General features: G+C 38.0%; 23 protein-coding genes. 15 read left to right on the top strand and 8 right to left on the bottom strand.

What is annotated here, in order from left to right:
• Window positions 1–86: 86 nt before the first annotated feature.
• The gene (locus ACMAYS_RS05320; protein WP_103216556.1) at window positions 87–866 is read left to right on the top strand and encodes a hypothetical protein; all 780 of its coding nucleotides are present in this window, start codon (window positions 87–89) and stop codon (window positions 864–866) included.
• A 50-nt stretch (window positions 867–916) separates the two neighbouring features.
• Here the strand turns inward: ACMAYS_RS05320 and acnB are convergent, their stop codons facing one another.
• Window positions 917–3,478, bottom strand: a complete 2,562-nt coding sequence (gene acnB, locus ACMAYS_RS05315) for a bifunctional aconitate hydratase 2/2-methylisocitrate dehydratase (protein WP_103216557.1) — start codon at window positions 3,476–3,478, stop codon at window positions 917–919.
• A gap of 166 nt (window positions 3,479–3,644) precedes the next feature.
• Here acnB and ACMAYS_RS05310 point away from each other — a divergent pair, with 166 nt between their 5' ends.
• From ACMAYS_RS05310 to ACMAYS_RS05295, 4 genes are all read left to right on the top strand, one after another.
• The gene (locus tag ACMAYS_RS05310) at window positions 3,645–4,538 is read left to right on the top strand and encodes a hypothetical protein (protein WP_103216558.1); all 894 of its coding nucleotides are present in this window, start codon (window positions 3,645–3,647) and stop codon (window positions 4,536–4,538) included.
• 67 nt (window positions 4,539–4,605) lie between these two features.
• A complete protein-coding gene (gene pepD / locus ACMAYS_RS05305; protein WP_412462894.1) occupies window positions 4,606–6,036 on the top strand; it encodes a beta-Ala-His dipeptidase in 1,431 nt (476 codons plus the stop codon).
• The gene (locus ACMAYS_RS05300; RefSeq protein ID WP_412462893.1) at window positions 6,036–6,389 is read left to right on the top strand and encodes a hypothetical protein; all 354 of its coding nucleotides are present in this window, start codon (window positions 6,036–6,038) and stop codon (window positions 6,387–6,389) included. Before pepD ends, ACMAYS_RS05300 begins: the two co-directional genes overlap by 1 nt.
• 35 nt (window positions 6,390–6,424) lie before the next feature.
• The gene (locus tag ACMAYS_RS05295) at window positions 6,425–8,572 is read left to right on the top strand and encodes a hypothetical protein (protein WP_412462892.1); all 2,148 of its coding nucleotides are present in this window, start codon (window positions 6,425–6,427) and stop codon (window positions 8,570–8,572) included.
• A gap of 35 nt (window positions 8,573–8,607) precedes the next feature.
• Here ACMAYS_RS05295 and ACMAYS_RS05290 read toward each other — a convergent pair whose 3' ends face one another.
• Window positions 8,608–9,501, bottom strand: a complete 894-nt coding sequence (locus ACMAYS_RS05290) for a 1,4-dihydroxy-2-naphthoyl-CoA synthase (protein ID WP_103216562.1) — start codon at window positions 9,499–9,501, stop codon at window positions 8,608–8,610.
• 111 nt (window positions 9,502–9,612) lie between these two features.
• Between ACMAYS_RS05290 and ACMAYS_RS05285 the strand changes: the two genes are divergently transcribed.
• A complete protein-coding gene (locus ACMAYS_RS05285; protein ID WP_103216563.1) occupies window positions 9,613–9,909 on the top strand; it encodes a hypothetical protein in 297 nt (98 codons plus the stop codon).
• A 15-nt stretch (window positions 9,910–9,924) separates the two neighbouring features.
• Here the strand turns inward: ACMAYS_RS05285 and ACMAYS_RS05280 are convergent, their stop codons facing one another.
• Window positions 9,925–10,275, bottom strand: a complete 351-nt coding sequence (locus ACMAYS_RS05280; protein WP_103216564.1) for a NirD/YgiW/YdeI family stress tolerance protein — start codon at window positions 10,273–10,275, stop codon at window positions 9,925–9,927.
• Between the two features lie 64 nt (window positions 10,276–10,339).
• On the opposite strand from ACMAYS_RS05280, the gene ACMAYS_RS05275 reads away from it, so the two are divergent.
• Window positions 10,340–10,750, top strand: a complete 411-nt coding sequence (locus ACMAYS_RS05275) for a hypothetical protein (protein WP_392991115.1) — start codon at window positions 10,340–10,342, stop codon at window positions 10,748–10,750.
• On the opposite strand, the gene ACMAYS_RS05270 is transcribed toward ACMAYS_RS05275, so the two are convergent.
• Window positions 10,751–11,230: a globin domain-containing protein gene (locus tag ACMAYS_RS05270; RefSeq protein ID WP_103216566.1), complete on the bottom strand. Its 480-nt coding sequence runs from the start codon at window positions 11,228–11,230 to the stop codon at window positions 10,751–10,753.
• Between the two features lie 124 nt (window positions 11,231–11,354).
• On the opposite strand from ACMAYS_RS05270, the gene ACMAYS_RS05265 reads away from it, so the two are divergent.
• The 3 genes from ACMAYS_RS05265 to ACMAYS_RS05255 all read left to right on the top strand — a co-directional run bounded on the left by ACMAYS_RS05265 (window position 11,355) and on the right by ACMAYS_RS05255 (window position 13,285).
• A complete protein-coding gene (locus ACMAYS_RS05265) occupies window positions 11,355–12,374 on the top strand; it encodes an ABC transporter ATP-binding protein (RefSeq protein ID WP_412462891.1) in 1,020 nt (339 codons plus the stop codon).
• Between the two features lie 93 nt (window positions 12,375–12,467).
• Window positions 12,468–13,013, top strand: a complete 546-nt coding sequence (locus tag ACMAYS_RS05260; protein ID WP_103216568.1) for a YceI family protein — start codon at window positions 12,468–12,470, stop codon at window positions 13,011–13,013.
• A gap of 86 nt (window positions 13,014–13,099) precedes the next feature.
• Entirely contained in the window at window positions 13,100–13,285 is a 186-nt protein-coding gene (locus ACMAYS_RS05255; RefSeq protein ID WP_392991121.1) for a hypothetical protein, read from the top strand.
• Here ACMAYS_RS05255 and ACMAYS_RS05250 read toward each other — a convergent pair whose 3' ends face one another.
• Both ACMAYS_RS05250 and ACMAYS_RS05245 read right to left on the bottom strand, forming a co-directional pair.
• Entirely contained in the window at window positions 13,286–14,110 is an 825-nt protein-coding gene (locus ACMAYS_RS05250) for an RluA family pseudouridine synthase (protein WP_103216570.1), read from the bottom strand. It lies immediately after the preceding gene.
• Between the two features lie 3 nt (window positions 14,111–14,113).
• Complete coding sequence (locus tag ACMAYS_RS05245) at window positions 14,114–14,500, bottom strand: hypothetical protein (RefSeq protein ID WP_103216571.1); 387 nt, start codon at window positions 14,498–14,500, stop codon at window positions 14,114–14,116.
• Between ACMAYS_RS05245 and ACMAYS_RS05240 the strand changes: the two genes are divergently transcribed.
• The 3 genes from ACMAYS_RS05240 to lgt are packed head-to-tail and all read left to right on the top strand — an operon-like array spanning window position 14,449 to window position 16,635.
• Window positions 14,449–15,348, top strand: coding sequence for a radical SAM protein (locus ACMAYS_RS05240; RefSeq protein WP_103216572.1), 900 nt, complete (start codon window positions 14,449–14,451; stop codon window positions 15,346–15,348). The two genes, ACMAYS_RS05245 and ACMAYS_RS05240, sit on opposite strands and share 52 nt — an antisense overlap.
• 22 nt (window positions 15,349–15,370) lie before the next feature.
• Window positions 15,371–15,838 carry a DUF2489 domain-containing protein gene (locus ACMAYS_RS05235; protein WP_103216573.1) on the top strand — a complete coding sequence of 156 codons (468 nt, stop codon included), beginning with the start codon at window positions 15,371–15,373 and terminating at the stop codon, window positions 15,836–15,838.
• On the top strand, window positions 15,838–16,635 hold the full coding sequence (gene lgt / locus ACMAYS_RS05230) for a prolipoprotein diacylglyceryl transferase (protein WP_412462890.1): 798 nt from the start codon (window positions 15,838–15,840) through the stop codon (window positions 16,633–16,635). Before ACMAYS_RS05235 ends, lgt begins: the two co-directional genes overlap by 1 nt.
• On the opposite strand, the gene ACMAYS_RS05225 is transcribed toward lgt, so the two are convergent.
• Window positions 16,592–16,798 (bottom strand): hypothetical protein, encoded by a 207-nt coding sequence (locus ACMAYS_RS05225; protein ID WP_103216575.1) that lies wholly within the window; start codon window positions 16,796–16,798, stop codon window positions 16,592–16,594. The two genes, lgt and ACMAYS_RS05225, sit on opposite strands and share 44 nt — an antisense overlap.
• Before the next feature lie 91 nt (window positions 16,799–16,889).
• Between ACMAYS_RS05225 and serS the strand changes: the two genes are divergently transcribed.
• Entirely contained in the window at window positions 16,890–18,170 is a 1,281-nt protein-coding gene (serS, locus tag ACMAYS_RS05220) for a serine--tRNA ligase (protein ID WP_392991126.1), read from the top strand.
• Window positions 18,171–18,174: 4 nt separating this feature from the next.
• Here the strand turns inward: serS and ACMAYS_RS05215 are convergent, their stop codons facing one another.
• Entirely contained in the window at window positions 18,175–18,711 is a 537-nt protein-coding gene (locus ACMAYS_RS05215) for an N-acetyltransferase family protein (protein WP_412462889.1), read from the bottom strand.
• 104 nt (window positions 18,712–18,815) lie between these two features.
• Between ACMAYS_RS05215 and ACMAYS_RS05210 the strand changes: the two genes are divergently transcribed.
• A complete protein-coding gene (locus ACMAYS_RS05210; protein ID WP_392991130.1) occupies window positions 18,816–19,925 on the top strand; it encodes a ParA family protein in 1,110 nt (369 codons plus the stop codon).
• The last annotated feature ends 2 nt before the right edge of the window (window positions 19,926–19,927 follow it).

Raw genomic sequence — 19,927 nt, 5'->3', positions numbered from 1 at the left:
TTTTACAGAAGATTTTATAGGCTCCCTTGAGTTTGGTGGCGATGCGTTATAAAAATCCATCTAGAACAAAAACACGGGACGATTCTATGAGATCTATTTATCTATCACTTTTGATAGCGTTAACAACATTTAGCGCACATTCTGCCATGGCCCAAACGACTAAGCAGAAATTCTGTAAAGAAAGAGAAAATAAGCACTTTGTTAGGAATCAGATGATGACAAAGATAAGTGCTCACATGGGCTTTAGAAATTACGGAGGCCTTCTTAATGGTGGTGTTTGTTGGTGGCACTCGCGCTTTCATCGTAATGCCCTTTATCTTGGAATCTTTAGGCCAGAGTATTCGAAACCATCAGAAGATGAAGCGAAGACTATCATAAAAGCAATTCGTCGAGGCCGTAGTGTCGTTGAGATTCCTGGTTATCGAAACTTAAGAGAGTTCTCAATTGATAATGATCACTTAATTCAAAATGAACTTGAGGCCTGGCAAAGAACTGATGGGTTTATTAATCAGCAGTGGGTGATTGGTTTACTTGGAACAGCTAAGCGAAGCGAAAATGGTATGAGAAAGATGATGGATGGACTTTATGATCGCGTTGTTAATCAAGGTGATGTGACTTATCAGAAATTACAAATTAAGGGAATCGATGCTCACGCTTGGCTTGTTGTGGATATGAAGAAGACGAGAACAGGTTATACTCTTTATGCAGTTGATAGTAATTTTCCTGGAGAGCTGCAAAAGGTTCGCTACAATTATGGAGATAAATTCTTTCACTATAATCGTTGGTATGGAGAGTTTGCTCCGTACACGGGAAGGAAAGTTGAGATCAAAAGAGTTAAGAAAGTAATTAAAGAATTTTGCGAATAAAAAAAAGGGAGCTATTAAGCTCCCTTTCTTTTTTATCTATGTTGCTTTTATTAAGCTTCATCAATTGAGAAATTTTCCATCTGATCAAAGTTTAGGTAACGATAGATTGAATCGTCCTTACCTTGAAGTGGTTGCATCATCTCTAGGTACTCATCTGGTTTTGGTAGGTAACCAAGTTTTGCAGCGATAGCAGCAAGCTCAGCAGATCCTAAGTAAACACGAGCATCTTTACCCATACGGTTATTGAAGTTACGAGTTGAAGTTGAGAACACTGTTACACCATCTTTAACACGTGCTTGGTTACCCATACATAGTGAACAACCTGGCATTTCAAGTCTAGCACCAGCAGCAGCGAACTTCGCGTAGAAACCTTCTCTTGTTAGTTGATCTTGATCCATTTTTGTTGGAGGACAAATCCAAAGTCTTGCATCAGCTTGACCTTGACCTTCAAGAACAGTTGCTGCCGCTCTGAAGTGACCGATATTTGTCATACAAGAACCGATGAATACTTCATCAATTTTATCACCTTGAACATCGCTTAGTTTCTTAACGTCATCTGGATCGTTTGGACAAGCAACGATTGGCTCTTTCATTTCATCAAGATTGATTTCGATAACAGCAGCGTACTCAGCGTTTGCATCCGCTTCCATCAGCTCACCATTTTCAATCCAATCATTAACTTCTGCGATACGTCTCTCTAGTGTTCCAACGTGTCCAAAACCGTTTGCGATCATTGACTGCATAAGAGCAACGTTTGATCTTAAGTATTCAACTACTGTTTCACGGCTTAGTTTAATTGTTGAACCAGCAGCACTTCTTTCTGCAGTTGCATCAGTAAGTTCGAATGCTTGCTCAAGTTTAAGATCTGGAAGACCTTCCATTTCTAGAATACGACCAGCAAAAATATTTTTCTTACCTTTCTTTTCTACAGTTAGTAGGCCTTCTTGAATTGCTTGGTAAGGAATCATGTTAACAACGTCACGAAGAGTGATACCTGGTTGTAACTTTCCTGTGAAACGTACAAGAACTGATTCTGGCATATCAAGTGGCATAACACCAAGTGCCGCAGCAAATGCGACAAGCCCTGATCCTGCTGGGAATGAAATTCCAAGAGGGAAGCGAGTGTGAGAGTCACCACCAGTACCAACAGTATCTGGAATTAGAAGACGGTTAAGCCAAGAGTGGATAATACCATCACCTGGTCTTAGTGCTACACCTTCTCTGTTTCTGATATATTCTGGAAGAGTTGCGTGAGTGATAACGTCACTTGGCTTTGGATAAGCAGCTGTGTGACAGAATGATTGCATTACAAGATCAGCATTGAACTTTAGACATGCAAGCTCAGTCATCTCATCTCTTGTCATTGGCCCAGTTGTATCTTGTGAACCAACTGTTGTCATTTTTGGAAGACATGAAGTACCTGGAAGAATTCCTGTCACTCCACATGCTTTCCCAACCATTTTTTGAGCAAGAGTATAACCTTGACCTTCGTGTGCAAGAGTTGTGTGTGGCTTAGCAAAGATTCCTGAATCATCAGCAGTTCCTTGTCCAAGAGACGCTCTTGCTTTATCTGTTAGCATTTTTCCGATAATTAGAGGAACACGACCACCAGCTCTATACTCATCTAGAATTGTTTCTGGAGCAACATCGTACTTTGCAAGTTCGCTACCTTTCTCATCAAGGATCTTTCCTTCAAGTGGACGAACTTCAATTACTGTTCCTGTTGTAAGCGCTGATACATCAAATCCGTGGATTGGAAGAGCACCAGAGTCTTGAGCAGTGTTAAAGAAGATCGGAGCAATTGTTTGACCGATAATAACACCACCACGTCTCTTGTTGGGTACGAAAGGAATATCGTCACCAATACACCATAGAAGAGAGTTGATTGCTGACTTTCTAGAAGAACCTGTACCAACAACGTCACCAACGAAAGTAACAGGAAGGTTAAACTTTTCTTTAAGGTCTGAGATTTGCTTTGGACCTTCTGGGAAAAGTGATCCACCCATAACATTTGCGTGAAGAGGGATATCCGCTCTTGTAAATGCAAATGGAGCAGGAGAGAAGTCATCTGTATTGATTTCACCGTCTACTTTGTAAACGACAGTTTTGATTGACTCATCAACTTGTGGCTTATTAGTAAACCATTCTGCATTTGCCCAAGATTCGATGATCTCTTTAGCAATAGCATTTCCACCATCTGCTAGTTTTTTAACGTCATCAAAAACGTTTACTGCAAGAGGAAGGTTTTTTAATTCTTTAGCAGCAAGCTTTGCAAGTGCTTCATCACTTCCTGCTACGATATCAGTTAGGCCTTGAAGGTTGAAACCACCAACCATTGTACCTAATAATTCAACTGCATATTCTTTTGAAATTAGTGAACAAGTGTGTGCACCTTTTGTAATACCAATTAGAAAGCTTGCCTTTACTTGTGCAGCAGGGTCAACACCTGGATTGATACGATCTTTTAAAAGATCTAAAAGCTCCTGAGTTGGCTCAGATTCAAGAAGTTTTACAACTTCTGTTGCTTGTTCTTTTGTTAATGCTAATGGAGGAATACCTTCTTTGGCCCTTTCCTCAACATGTGCGTGATAATCTTCTAGAAAATTAGACATAGATCCTCGACTTTTTGAGTTAAATTCAGTTTTTTGTATTTGATTTATACATGCTTTTTTATCATCTTTTCGGGCCTTTTGCTAGTCGTTATCAGCTTTAAGGAGGCTTGACTAAATTAACTTTTTTTAACTCAGTGCGTATCGTTTGGAAGACGATAGGTCAGACATGAAAAAGCAAGAATTCGAATTAGAGTTGGAAAAATTATGTGAACAAATCTTTTTTAAAGAGGAGTTGTTAGAATATATAAATGTACATAAATCTTATGTGCAGCATTTTTCTAAGCTCTTAATGAAAAGTCTTGGCTGTAATGTCCTAATGGGAGGGCCTGATTCAGGTATCTTTGGTGACATTGCGCTTCAAACAAGAAAACAAGTAAATTGGATTGAAGTTTATGCAGGGACAAAGGCGATTGTTGAGCTAAAGAATATCTATGGCCAAAAACGCTACTTGGCCATAAGCACTTCTAAGTTGTCTCACTTAGTGGCCATGTCAGATGAGAGTGATTTTACTCTCTTACTTAATGATGTCTTGCGACCAGGTTTTGTTGCAGGAATTGATTTTGACTTTTTGCGCTATAAAGGGGCCGCTTCCATAACGATTTCGAAATCTCGCGCAAGAGCAGCACAAAAGCATGGTGGAGCAATCTTTGAAAAAGTATTGCTCATTCATAATTTGGGGACAAGTGATTGTAAAAGATATGACTATAAGCCAGATTTAAAGTGTAATTCGATCAATCTAGCAGTGGATTATCGCCACTATAATATCATTTTGAATATTGAATCTGCTGCAGACGTGTCGACGGTGCGCAAACTCTACTTATCTCGAGGCTCTAACCTTAGAAATTACTTTGAAAAAGAAGGCAGTATCGATATCTATCATATGGATGTGAAGAGAAGCCCCCATTACGATGAAAACTTAAGTCTCGATAAATTTGATGGTGTTTACTTGAGTTGGCGTCCACATATTGTCGATAAGTACTTAATTGAAGAAGCGCAAAATCACCCTCAATTTCCACATTTTCCTTTTTCACAGGAAGATGATGGCGAAGAAGCAGCATAGCTTTTGGGCTTTGCTAAAATTGATCTTCATAGTAGATTGTTTATAAACATAACAAGTAGGTTATTTTATGAATCAATCACGTGTCGATCAATTAAGTCCAAAATATGTTTGGTCAAATTTTCAAAAATTACTAGATACTCCTAGGCCCAGCTACCACGAAGAGGCAGTACAAACTTTATTACTTCTATTTGGAAAGAGTTTAGGTTTAGAAACATATCGTGACGAAGTAAACAATGTCATTATCAAAAAGCCTGGTCAGCTAGGGGGGGAGAACTCGGCTCCTATTATCCTTCAAGGCCATCTTGATATGGTTGCTCAAAAAAATGAAGGTAACTTACATGATTTCAAAATAGATCCTATCACGACGATTATCGATGGTGATTGGGTACGTGCAAATGGAACAACTCTAGGTGCGGATAATGGTATTGGTTGTGCCTTTGCGATGGGACTTCTTGAAAGTAAAGATATTGCACACCCTCCATTAGAATGTGTTTTTACAGCTTGTGAAGAAGCAGGAATGCATGGAGCAATTGGGCTAAAGGGTGATCACTTCGAAGGTAAGATTATGCTTAATCTTGATACTGAAGAAGAAGATGAGCTAATTATTGGATGTGCCGGTGGTGTTGATTTAATTTTTGAAAAAGAATTTAATCAAATAGCTGCTAAAGGCGTACGTCAAAGAATTGCAATTAAAGGTTTAAAAGGTGGGCACTCTGGAATTGATATTCACCGTGGCCGTCTTAATGCAAATAAGTTAATCCCAAATGTTTTTGCAGGCGTTGATGATATCCAACTTGTATCAATAAAGGGCGGCTCTTTAAGAAATGCTATTGCAAGAGAAGCTTTTGTTGACTTCTATACAAGCGAAGTGAACCTTCCAAAGATTCGTGAAAACTTTGAATCTCTTTGGGAGAAAAATCAACATGCAGAAGGTGGCCTAAAATTTGAATTGGCCACTTTAAATGAAGAAGCAAATGCTCTTTCAATTGAGGACTCTAAGCTAGTTCTATCTGCAATTAGTAATTGTCAACACGGTGTAAAAGCTTGGGATCAACACTTTGAAGGTGTCGTGGAGACATCGACAAACTTAGGTGTTATCACTCTTGAAGCTGGAAAGTTTAATATGGCAAATCTCATTCGTAGTGCGAGTGAAGAGGCGAGAGATAACTTTGCTCAAGAAATGATTTCAGCTCAAAAAGATCTCGATGGGAAGGCCATTCTTGAAGGAGCATATCCTGGATGGAAACCAAATCCAGAATCTAAGATTCTTTCAATTACAGGAGAGGTCTTTAAAGACTTAAGAGGTAAAGCTCCTAAGATTTCATCTATTCACGCAGGTCTTGAATGTGGAATCCTTTCTAAAGCGATGCCTGATGTAGACATCATTAGCTTTGGCCCGACGATTACTGGTGCCCATTCTCCTGATGAGCAAGTTTCAATTGCTTCAGTTGAAAAGACTTGGCTTTTATTTTTAGAAGTCGTTAAAAGGCTAATGTAATGCTCACTATTGGCATACAAAATAATATTCTAACTCTCTTTGTTTATTTGATCGTAGTTCAAATACCAATGATTATTACTTACATTTTTGCTAAAGATTTAGGGGTTTCTAATCTGTGGTTATACTTTGTTTGTCTTATAATTGGACTGAGGATCGCTTTTTTTAAAGATCAGCACTTTAAAAAGAAAATCGAATCGAAGCTATTTAAACAACTTCAGTTAAAGAATGGTAAATCTCCTTCAAAAAGTGAGATTGTTAAGGCCTTGAATTTAACGATAAGCCTCAGAGATATAATTTTCTTTGGTAACTTAATTATCGTATTAATTTTAACGGCAATTTTTAATCAATTTTAAGTTCGATAAAATGACGTAATCTCGATAAGAATGGTGTGGAATATAAGTATATTTACACCATTCTTATTCTCATCTTTCTTCTTGAAGGCTGCCAAGAACGTAGTCGTACGATTAGTTCTGTCAATACTACTCAACAACTTGTAAAAGGATCCCTTACAGCACATTTAGTCTCTAGAAGATTAAATGGACAAAGAGTTGTTATTGAAGGGGAATGTACAAATAATCTTTTGATATCTTTTTTTTCAAATAACTTGGCAAGAGATCAGGCATACACTTCTCAATGCTTTGATGACAAGTATCGCAAGGTTTTATTCTTTCAAGATAATATCGAAGGTCGCCAGGACGTTTTTATTACTCAAGATGGTTATTCAATTACCATTTCAATTCCTAATGTGGTGACAAAGAAGCCTGGAAAAGTTGTCGTTGATACGCCGATGGCCGGATATTACTACGGGCGTACTATTTACGTTTCTGGTCGATGTAAGAAAAAAGGAACGGTCTTTATAAGAGGTAGCTATATTGCAGACTTTGTGAAAACTGCAGGTTGTTCTAACGGTATATTTCTTGCGCCAATCTATTTTTCAAAAATCAATGCCGAAAGTATTGAGACTTATCTTTATATTAATCAAGTTGATGAATATGGTAACAGTTCTGATTTTACTGTTAGGCCAATTAAATTTAGAAATGATGATCATTCAATTTTTCTAAGTGAGACTATCGTCGGTGTCTTTGATGATAACCTCGATATCATCGGTACTTGTAAAGGTTTTGATCGCGTTAGTGTTGATGGGAATATTATTGACTGTCTCAATGGAAACTTCAGTTATAAACTTGATATTTTGGCACGAAAGAAGTCTGGACAAATGCTTTACCAGGTTCCTATCGAAGGGGTAAATGGGGACTTTCGATCAAATCTTAGAATGTTGTTTTATTATTTTAAGCAAGCCGAAACTTCACCTCACTTTATTGCTCCTAAAGGAAAGTACGATGAAGGGGCAAGAGGTCGTCATATTATCAGTGGGACCTGTGGTCGCTCTTATCTCAATGGTCATGTAAGGTTATACACAAAAAAATCAGAGAATATTATTCTTAATGGCCATAACATCCCTCTAAGACAAGATGATGGCGCATTTATTGTTTATCCTGAAGAATATGATCTTGAGGGGGAGACAACCATCTTTGCAGAATGCCATGACTTCTATATTGATTATAAAACAAATAATTTTTCAACTTCATTTGATTATATTCCTTCAGATGATATTAGACTTGCCCCTAAAGGAATTGATATCTTTTCGATGGATCATCTAATCGAAGGCGACTGTTCTCAAGGGAGCTATGTTCGCTTACTTGATGTGAGCAATGAAAATGTTGAACAGGTTAATTGTCTTAATGGACATTACTCGATGATCAACTCTAGTTCTCATATGCTTTCTAGAAATCAATATGAAATTTATGAAGTAAATCTCTTCGAAAGTTATCAAGGTGCAAAGCAGGTGATTGATGTTAACTATAGCTACTCCGTCGCATTTCCATATCGCTTTATTCATGAATCTCCGGTTCCTAACTGGGGCTCAAAGGTGGCTCCGTTAAGGTTTTATTGGAATCATCAATACAAGTCAGAGGTAAATGAGATTTACTACGGATACTACTCTAAAGAAAGTTATCTACAAGTTGAATGGAAGAAACTCCCGCAAAATACAAATCAACTACTTCTTGATGGCCATGATTTAATTAGATTAGGTTATAAAGAGTGTGAAGAGGTTCAAGTATACTTTCAATCAGTTGATAAGAGGAATCGAAAATCAGTCATTATCGAGACAAATCCTATACGTTTTGATTTTACCCCTCCTGATGAAAAAGAAGTTGCTCGAATTGATTATTCACCATTATTTAGAAAACAATTACCAAAATTCCACTTTAAAGATGCCGATGATAATTGTGTGAGTGCTGATAAACTATTTTATAAGTACACTCTTTATCAAGTGATCCTCTCTGGTGAAAATGAATCCGAAATATTGGACCGTAAAACGATCGATGAATTTACTGTATCAAGTCATTTCAGCGAGAATTTTTTTAAAAGAAAATATGATCTTGAAGGTTTCTATCAAATAGGGGTGACAATAATTGATCGAGGTCAAAATGCAACAAAAGAATATTTATCAACAATTTTCTCATGGAAGTAGAGAGAACGAGGGGGCATGGAGGCCCCCGTTTTATTTTAGTAATGCCAAGGAAATTGTGAGAAGTCTTTTTCACGCTTTTCAACGAAAGCATCACGGCCTTCTTGTGCTTCAGCAGTTCCGTAAGCTAGTCGAGTTGCTTCACCAGCAAAAAGCTGTTGACCAACTAAACCATCATCAAGAAGATTGAATCCAAATTTAAGCATACGCATTGCTGTTGGTGACTTTGAATTCATCTCTTTGGCCCACTCAAGCGCAACCTTCTCAAGGTCTGCATGAGGAACAACTTTATTTACCATACCCATTTGAAATGCTTCTTCGGCGCTATAGTTGAAACCACAGAAGAAGATTTCACGTGCACGTTTTTGTCCACATTGACGAGCAAGATATGCTGAACCGTAACCAGAGTCAAATGAAGCAACGTCTGGATCCGTTTGTTTAAAGATTGCATGCTCTTTTGAAGCGATCGTCATGTCACAAACTACGTGAAGTGAATGTCCACCACCAACTGCCCAACCAGGAACTACTGCAACAACTACTTTTGGCATAAAACGAATTAGTCTTTGCACCTCAAGGATGTGAAGTCTTCCAAGTTTTGCTGGGTCTGGAGTTCCGTCACCATCAACATATTTATATCCGTCTTTTCCACGAATTCTTTGATCGCCACCTGAGCAGAATGCCCAACCACCATCTTTTGGTGATGGCCCGTTTCCTGTAATAAGAACAACACCAACATCACTCCACATTCTTGCGTGATCTAAGGCGCGGTAAAGCTCATCAACAGTTTGAGGTCTAAATGCGTTGCGACACTCTGGGCGATTGAATGCAATCCTAACTGTCCCTTGATCTACAGCGCGGTGGTATGTAATGTCCTTGAAATCGAAGCCTTCAACTTCTTTCCAAGCACTTGGGTCAAAAATATCTGAAACCATGTGATCTCCTTATTGTTTCGCTCAATATAAAATGCCTGAGCTAAAGTGTCATTCATAACTTTATGTGCGGCCAGTCTAAACAAAATGTCAGGGTTGTGAGTTAATGGATGGATGAAAAATCTCATTCTTATTACATTTCTATTCTTTTTAGCCTCCAATGTGAGTGCAGATGTAACTGTCGTTGTGGATGGTACTCGCTATTATTGTACTGAAGATGGCAGGCCACCTCAGGATCGTCAGTGGCGATGCGTTGCCCATTGTGCTTCAAGAACTTCTGACGGCGAATGTCGTAGGTATAAAGAAGATTTCTGTGGAATCAATGCGGCCTGTACTCCTTATTGCGACTCTCGTGCTTCAGATGGTGAATGTCGTCGCTACGGAGATGATATTTGTCGCTCAGAGGATTAGTAGGCAAATAGCTGACTAAGGCTTAATGACTTCAAGCTCTTCTATTTCAACATAGAAGTGCTTTGATTCGTTATCTGTTTCACCCTTCAGTAGAAAGAGGGTTTGATAATTATAGTCAGTATCTAGGCCAAATAACTTCTCAGGAATTCTCACGAGAATCATGCCCTCTTGGTCTTGAACGAGGTAGTAGTTATTTTTGAGCTTCTTATGAATTCGTGCTTTTAAAGCAACTTCTGCACCATCACTAGGGTTTCTCTTTAATATTGTCGAAGAGTAGACACTTCCTTGTTTTTGGCCCAAAAATGTTTTTGAACTGCCACAAGAAGTTAAAATAAAAATTAGCGTGGTAAGGAATAATTTATTCATAGCAATTATTATATTTAAGTCGTTGGCCTTTGACTATAGGGCAAGAGCTAGAGATAATTAACTCATGAAATTAATCACTCTCTTATTATTTACTCAATTATCATTTGCTAGTATTGGTGGGAAATGGATTGGTGAAGGTGTTGCAAAAACTCCAAAATCAACTCAAAAATGTTCTCAAATCTATTTTAAGCTTTTTTACGATGCTTCGAAATTTAAAATACAAGAGGGTGGATATAATTGTAATGGCCTTAGTGCTGAATATCCCTATTCTGTCTTTGAGGTAAGAGGGCCGCTTCTTTATTACAAAGGAGAGGTTTCTGGCTTCATTAACAATGACGAGCTTACAATTTATTCAAAAGAAGACGGCTTTACTTTACGTTTCTACTTCGTTGCAGAAGATGAAGTTGAAGTAAGTGAAACGTGGCAAGAAGGTAGTGATTATTTAACAATCAAATCAACACTTTTTAGAAAGTAGTTAGGCTGCCTTTTTAAAAGAGTCGACATGTTCTTTCTTCTCTAAAAATTCTTCAAACTCTCTACGCAGGGTCGCATCCACCATGCCGTCAGAAATATACTCTGCGATATAGTAGAAACAATCGCGCCATGCTGTCTCTAGTTTAGGAGTCCAAGAATTCATATGAAAAAGCATTAATGTTTGAATGAAGGCTTCTTCAAATATTGGAAAATAAGTCTCTGAAACTTCGTATTTAATCTGATTTCCGCCAAGTCCCTGCAGGTAGTATTTCAGGTATTCCGGGTTCTTTAAATTATTTATTGTTATACTTAGGGCCCTAATAAAGGATGCCTTTAGTTGCTCTCGATCAGCATGAGCAAATACTTTCTGCATACCTGGTTCGAGAATAACGACATTATCAAAGAAAGCATTTGTGAAATTTTTTAAATTGGGCTCAATTCTCGCAAATGATTCAATAATCAGATCCTTGTCAAAATTCATAAAGACTCCTTAGGGGTTTAATTTACTTGTCGTAGGCAACATTTTTTCTTTTGAACAAAGATTTCTTAAATTCTGCTTAAACCCTGTATTTACAGATTGTCTTCATTGGGAGAGTCTAGGGTTAATGAAAGTATTAGCGGTAAATAATTTAACTTATAATTTTGATCAAAAATCAATTTGTCAGTTTGATAAGATCTCTTTCGATCTCAATAAGGGTGAGGTTTTAACACTTCTTGGTCCTTCTGGAACAGGCAAGACGACTTTATTTAGTATTCTTACGGGAAAGCTAACTCCCTTAAGTGGAGAAGTTGAGAAGGCCGAGAACTTAAAAATTGAGATGGTTTCAGGTGTTGATAATCTTAATTGGGACCTAACGGTTTTTGAAAATATTGAAAGTCATTTACTGGCCCATGAGCCAAGTGCTGATACGAATCGCGTACGTGATATGATTGAAATCTTTGGCCTTGAATATAAAGATCATAAGAAGCTCGATCAACTTTCGGCGGGACAATTGCAAAGACTTCTTTTTGCGAGATCAATGGTTGTTGCACCAGACGTTCTTTTACTAGATGAACCATTTTCTAATATTGATGAATTTCTAAAGGCTACCTTGTGCCATGAAATTTTTGAAATTTTCAAAGAAAATGAAATCTCATTACTTTTTGTCACTCACAACTTGAAAGAAGCTTATTCATTAAGTGATCGAATTATTTATCTTAGTGGAGCAAAACTTCAAACATATCAAAGGCCTCAAGACTTCTATGACAGGCCACTCTCAATTGATGCCGCTCGTTTCGGGGGAATGATTAATCTCGTTGCAGGACCAATCACAGAGAGGAAAGGTGAGCGTGTCGTTGTTAAGAACGACTTTGGTCAATTTGAAGTAACTGATAATCTCAAAACAAATAATCAATTTGTTTATCTGGCCTTTCGTCCAAAATACCTAAAGCTTGTTGAAGGTGAGGGACAACTAAAAGGACGAGTTAAGTCGATAATTAGGCACGGAGAGTATGACTTTGTTGAAGTTGCGACAATGAATGCAAAAATTCTAAGATTCCAATTGGCCGACTCTTCTCAAGTGAGCATTGGCTCACAAGTTAAACTAGCTATTGATCTTGAGAATGCCTTTCTTTTACCGGTTTAACCAAACTTTAAGAAAACTTAGTTATTAGCGCATCTCGTTTTCTCTTAGAATACTTACAACTATTAACGTTGTTATGTTTTTGGAGGATAGTGAATGAAGTTGCTGATTATCGGTTTTTGTATTTTACTTTCTATTCTAGCGTTCGCTAAAGAGATCGATACAGATAAAAGCTTTTTGAAATGGCATGCAAGTAAAGTTGGTGGCAAGCACTGGGGCCATGTTAAATTTCAAAAAGGAACGATTGAGCACAATGATAAAGGAGAACCTGTTAAGGGAATTTTTACTGTGCAGATGAATACAATCGATGTGCGTGATCTTGAAGGTGAGTGGAAGGATAAGCTACAAAATCATCTTCGCCAAAGTGACTTCTTTGAGATCGAAAAATATCCAACGGCGATGATGGAAACAAAATCAATTACAAAGATTGCAAAGAATAAATATAAAGTCGTTGCTGACTTTAAGATTAAGAAAATTACACGTCCACTAACATTCGATATGATCTACGATGGAAAGAAGGCCACGGGGAAAGTTAGCTTTGACCGAACAAAATTTGGCATTAAATATCGATCATCTTTATTGGGCACTGTGGCAGATAAGGTTATTCACGACAAAGTTGATTTAGAATTCAATGTTCAATAGCTTGATATTACATTCTAAAAATGAACACGTAGCATAAGTCTAAGTAATAGATGCACGTCAGTTTAATCTATGTTAAGTTTTGGCGTATGAAAGCCGGAAGAATCGACATCGCATTTTTTGAAAAAGACCAATACTTATTTCCAATCAATAGAAGAAGTAAGAATCCAATCGTCGACTATAAAAATGAACTCGTTAAAAAATCAATTGCGAAAGAGCTTAACTTGAAAGTTAAGAATATCTCGTTAGATAGTATTAAAAATACAAAGAAGTAATTAAAATAATCTCTTTTCTTCAGGAAGCTCAACAGTCACTAAATTTCCACTTCTCCACGGATCATCAAAAACTAATTTTGAAGCGATAAGGGCAAGACCTGTGTCGTTTCCATTACCTTTACCATAACGATTATCTCCCATAACTGGAAAACCAAGTTCAGTAAATTGGATACGAATCTGGTGTTTACGGCCTGTGATAAGATTAACTTCTACAAGAGCAGTTTTATCGAGGTATTTCTTCACTTCATATTCTAGAACAGCATCTTTTCCATCAATAACACTCTCAAGACGCTTAACTTTTTCTGGCTTCCCTTTGACTTCGGCCTGATACGTCTTTTGAATTTTGTGATTCTTAATTTGATCAGAAAACGCTCGAGCAGCTTTCTTTGTATATGCAATCATCATAAGGCCTGCTGTTTCTTTATCTAGCCTGTGAATGAGAAAAGGTTCGCGACCAGTGCGCTTGTGAACTTCGCGAAGAATTGTGTATTCATCGCCATACTTTGTCCCCTGACATAGAAGTCCAGCAGGTTTGAAGTAAACGCCATAGTGGTGAGTTTCATGCATACATTGAACTGAACTCATATCGAATTCACCGATATTTGGATCGACATATAATTTAATTGTTTGGCCGCGCTTTATTTCTGTCTTGGCCTTGCGAATACGTTCTGGCTTTGCAGTCTTTGTCCAACAAGCACCTTGTTTCATAAGATTTTTGATCTTAATTTTTGAAAGCTCAATTCCTGACTTCGCACATTTTTCTGCAAGTAGGTCCGCTGCTGTTGTATCTGTATTGGCCTTGGCCGTAATGCTAAATTTAGTCATAAATTAATATCCGTTAAAGTAAGGACAACCGCTGCATCCACTCTGGCAACAGTCATTAATATCGGCCTCTTCATCAATTCTAAGGTTTGGTGAAACAAGAGATAGGCTATATGTTTTTATACCGCGAACATTTCCAATTAATGTGAAAAGCTCAGGGCCTTGAAGTGGAGTCTCCATTGTTCCTAAATTAAGAGATAGGGCCAGGTGGTGAGCAATCGACTTCGTATCACAAAGAATATTGAACTCAGGTTCAATATTAGAAGTAACTAGGTATTTCTCTGCATATGATTCAATGATATATTCTTTCATAAATAATCCAAATCGATTAAGGTAGCGCCATGTTTTACGATTTCCCGATAAAATATCACGAACCTGTTTTCCGTCCTCCATCTGAAGGGCGTTCTCTCCTTATACAACAAACCATTGGTTGCTCCAATAATAAATGTACATATTGCAATATGTATCGATCTAAGACTTATAAAGAGAGAAACAGCGTCGAGGTAATCGAGGATATCAGAAAGGCGGCAGCTTACTATCGTCGATTTGAGATGCGTCCCTCTAAAGTATTTTTATGTGATGGAGATGCGCTTGGGGCACCAACTGAAGACCTCTACAAAAGTCTTTTGGCAATTGGCGAGGAGTTTGGGGATATTCGCGTCGGTGTCTACGCAACAGCTCAGAATATGCTGGATAAATCAGAAGATGAGCTTCGTTACCTAAAGGAAGCAGGGCTTGGAATCGCTTATCTTGGGATGGAGTCTGGTTGTGACAAGGTTCTCCATATGACGGTTAAGGGCAATAGCGCCCAAGATATGATTGATGGATCAAAAAAAGTCATGGATGCAGGGATGAAATTATCGGTGATTGCCATGCTTGGGCTTGGTGGGAAGAAACATACAGAGACCCATGTGGCCGAGACGGCGAGAGTTCTTTCTGAAATTTCACCAGATTACCTGTCATTTCTTACGACAATGGCGGTTGAGGGGACTCCGTATTACCGAATGGTACAACGAGGCTTTGAAATGCTTACGACTAAGGAGATACTAGGGGAGATGCACGACATTCTCTCTGGGATAAAAGCCTCTCGAGAAATTTTACTTAGAATTAATCACGTCTCAAATATGTATCCAATTGGAGGGAGTCTTCCTCAAGATCAGTCCACGATAATTCAGCAGGTTAAGCAGTGGTTTGTTGAAGCTCCAGAGGGAACATATCCACCAAAACCTTCACATATGTAGGATTTAGCAGTATAAATTGGCCATGACTCAAGAACAGTACAATATCGCATTTATCATTTTATCAGTTTTAGTATTTATCCTTTCAATGGGGGTAGGCTTTTTCTATATTAAGCTTAAAGAAGAGACGAGAAAGCGCATTGCTGAACATGACAAGATGGAAGCAAAGGAAAAAGAGCGCCAGGCATTCGTGCGCGATAGTCTTATTACAATTGCTCGTGCCTTTGTTCAAAAACAATGTGAGGCAAGTGAAGCCTGTATTCGTTTAAGAATGCTTATTGACCGCGTGGACTTTGTTGAAAACGAAGAGTATCCGATTATCTTTTCAATGTATGAGGAAATTAAACATTTCCCAACTCACCAATCTCGAAAAGAGCTATCAAAACAAGAGCGTTTCTCACAAGATAAAGAGAGATTTGCAATTGAAGACAAACACATGGATAATTTAACTAACGAGTGTAATAAGCTAATCACAAATCTCACGGTTAATTAATGCAATACTATGTCCACAATCTTAATCCAATTGCTATCGATTTTTTGGGAGTTAAGATTGCTTGGTATTGGTTGGCCTACTTCTTTGGCTACTTCTGGACACTTTATTTAGGAAAATACCTCATAAAAAGAGAGGGACTAAGTGTCTCTTTTCATCACTATCTAAATTATTTATTCACTGGCTTCTTTATGATGCTTGCAGGTGGAAAGCTCTTTTATATCTTCTTTTATAATTTTAATTACTATGCACAAGACTTAAAGCGCGTTTTCTATTTTTGGCAAGGTGGCATGAGCTTTCATGGTGCACTTATTGGTGGAGCTCTTTGGACATATTATTACGCTAAAAAGCACGGACTTAAATTCTTTGCCCTAACAGATATTGTCCTAACAAGTGTAGGCCCGGCCATTATGTTTGGGCGAATCGCAAATTTTATCAATGGAGAACTTGCGGGGAGAGTGACAGATGTTTCTTGGGCAGTGATTTTTCCAAGACTTTACGACTCAAGCCCTCGCCATCCTTCACAGCTTTATGAAGCCTTCCTCGAGGGATTTGTCCTATTTATCATTTTATTTACTTTGAAAAAGAATTTAAAAAGACCAGCTTTAAACTCTGGCCTTTTTCTTATCATTTATGGAATTGGTCGCTTCATTGTTGAGTTCTTTAGAACTCCTGATCCACAAATTGGGCTCTTCTTTAACCTGTTTTCTGTGGGACAATTCTATTGTCTAGCAATGATTTTGATTGGGGCCGCTATTATTTTTTGGCCTTCTCATTTATCGCGTTCTCATACTGCTTAAGTAGTTCTGGATCGATCTCTGTTGGAGTGATTTTGCGGAAGCTCTTACGGGCATTGATCATATTCTCACACTTGTGGACAGCACCGTCTCCTTCGACTGGAACGTTTTTACGCCCATCTTTCATCCAAGTAATTTCCTTTCCACAATAACGACATGATGCCATGAGTAACTCCCTGATTTTAAAGCAATTTAGAGTGTCAATTTTAGTGGTTTTAGGTTATTCTAACAACTATAAAAATAAACTGGAGTGCATAGTGTTAGATATCAAATTTATCAGAGAAAATGTTGATTTAATGAAAGAGGTAATTGCAAATAAGCGTATCGGTCTAGACCTAGATGAGCTACTGACAATTGACTCGAAACTCTCTGAATTAAAGACAAAGCAGCAGGATTTACAAGAGAAGAGAAATGCTCACTCAAAATTAATCCCTCAGGCATCTAACGAAGACAGGCCAAAACTTATTGCTGAAGGTAAGGAAATTGCCAACGAGCTTAAGGAAATGAATCCAGAAATTAGTGATCTTGAAGAAAAACTTAAGGCACTGATGTACGTTGTTCCAATGGTTCCATCAAAAGATGCACCAGTTGGTAAAGACGATAGTGAAAACGTAGTTAGTCGTGTTGAAGGTGATAAACCAAATTTCTCATTTGCACCAAGACACCACGTTGAAATTTTAGAAATGAATGAGTGGGCAGAGTTTAAAAATATCGCAAAAGTTTGTGGTTCACGTTCTTACTCTCTTAGAAATGACATGGTTCTTTTAGAGATGGCCATGCACCGTCTTGCTCTAGATATGCTAACTGAAAAGGGATTTACACTTGTTTCATCTCCATCGATGGCAAGAGAAGATGCACTATATGGTACAGGTCACTTCCCGACAGGAAGAGAAGATGCTTACTATATTCCTGAGCACGATATCTATCTTTCAGGAACAGCTGAAGTTCAATTAAATAGTCTACACGGTGGTGAGATTCTAAGTGAATCAGATCTTCCAATTTTATATGCAGGTTTCTCTCCATGTTTTAGAGGGGAAGCAGGAAGTTATGGAAAGGATGTAAAGGGCCTAATCCGTGTACACCAATTCCAAAAAACAGAACAATTCGTAATCTGTAAAGGTGATGAAGCAGAGTCTGAAAAATGGCACAAGTCACTTCTTGAAGCAGCAGAAGAATTCTGTAAGGCGCTTGAGCTTCCATATCAAATCCTTGAAGTTTGTACGGGTGATATGGGTGCAGGTAAATTTCGTATGTACGATATTGAATGTTGGGTACCAAGTGAAGAAAAGTACCGTGAGACACACTCATGTTCAGCACTTCATGACTGGCAAGCAAGAAGAACAAATACTCGCTACAGAGATGCTGATGGAAACGTTAAGCACGTATTCACGCTAAATAATACAATGGTTGCTACGCCAAGAATTCTTGTTCCATTTATTGAAAATCATCAACAAGAAGATGGATCTGTTTATGTTCCTGAAAAACTTAGAGCATATATGGGCGGAAAAGAAGTTCTTAAAGGGCGTAACCGCCAGTAGGTGATTAAGAGGGAAGGATCAGGCTTATTGTCTGAACTCCTTGTTCACTTCGTGATAACTTGAGCTCACATCCATGCGTCTTTGTCATGGATTGGGCCAAGGCAATCATTTGGGTATTTGTATTGAGCATCTCACCCTCAAGAATTTTAATCCCTCGAGACTTTGCTTCAAAGATTAATAAACCTAGTAGCTCCTTTCCAATACCAAGTCCTTGATACTTATCAATGATTGTTATCGCAAATTCTGCAACTTTTGAATTATCTCGGTGAATATCAAAACGGGCAACCCCCATTGGATGAGCAGGGGAAGTAATCGTTGCCACGCCAATGGCATAATGAAATCTCTTATCAAATTCAGTTAAATTGATAAGCTCTTTTGCTGTTAAACCTTTCTTTGCACCAAAGAAACGATGATAGATAGACTTGGGCTCCATCTCGTGCAAACCTTCAAGAAGCATTTTCTTGTCAAATGGACTAATCTCGCGAATCTGCGCCTTGTGTCCTTTAAAGTCGTAAATATGATCAAGAGCTAGAGCTTCCACATCCAAATAGTATCATAGCTTTATTTGTGAGTATGATTTTTTTGACACAGCCTCCACTAAATGCGTAAAATTATAAGTAAAGTACTTATGGAGGAGACTTAATAATGGATAATTTCTACCCACTTAAAAAAGTGGCCGATATATATGGTGACCCAAATCTAAAATTTGATATTCAAGATCTTGAATCTTCGGGGCAAATTCCAGCTTCTCGCAAGTATAGAAGTGGAGCAATTTTTAGAAAAGGATGGCCGGTTAATTTACTTCCACAAATTGGTGAACAAATTGGTTATTTCAAAAAATTTGATAAGCCTACTTCTGTTTGTGTATTCACAACAAAAGGTGGAGTTCTTAAGTCGACTCTAGCACTAAATCTTGCACGCACAGCTGCTCTTCACGGACAGCGCGTTTGTGTCGTAGGCCTTGATATTCAAGGAGATGTAACGACGTCACTTGGTTATGACACTGAGTCTGATGACAGTGGTAGCCTTGATGAATTAATTCAAAAATTAGATCAAACAAAAGGTCTTTGTGATTACTTCTCTGGTGAGGCAACTCTTGATGAAGTCATTGTTCAGCTTGGATTACCAAATCTTTTTATTATTCCTGAGACGCCAGAGCTTGTTGCCTTAAACGACTCTCTTAATAATATTAACCGTCGTGAATTTTGGTTAAAGGAAAGAGTTATCGATCCTTTAAAAGAACACTTTGATCTTGTGATTATGGACTGTTCACCAAACTGGAACAAGCTGACAACTAATGCTCTTGTAGCAAGTGATGCTCTTGTTTCTCCACTTGAATGTAAAATTAATAATTTTAGAAACTTCAGAGTTTTCTCTCACTTTTTAAAAGAATTTAAAGATGAAATGAGACTCGATTTTGAATCAATTTTTGTTCCAACTAAGTATTCTACGAATAAGAAACTTAGTAACGATATTCTAAATTGGTACTATCAGAATGTTGCAGGCTGTACGACTGTTGGTATTAAAGAGTCTGTATCTGCTGAAGAGGCAATGGCCCTTAATCTTTCAATTGCAGAACATGCAGCAGGAAAGCCCATTGCAAAGGATACAGTCGAGCTATTTAAGCAAATTCATCATGCGATTTCGAACTATCACACTAGAAAGTCTGAGCAAGAGGAACTTCCGGCCCATCAGGCAAGAGTTTTTGGTGGACTTGGGCAAGCTAACTTTGGAAATTTAAGTAATAGGTTTTAATT

Origin of the sequence: Halobacteriovorax sp. RT-2-6, from assembly GCF_047085025.1 — a bacterium.
In the GTDB taxonomy this organism is placed as follows: Bacteria; Bdellovibrionota; Bacteriovoracia; order Bacteriovoracales; family Bacteriovoracaceae; genus Halobacteriovorax_A.
Note: the sequence above shows the minus strand (reverse complement) of the source record. Positions and strands in the feature narration are given on the sequence as shown.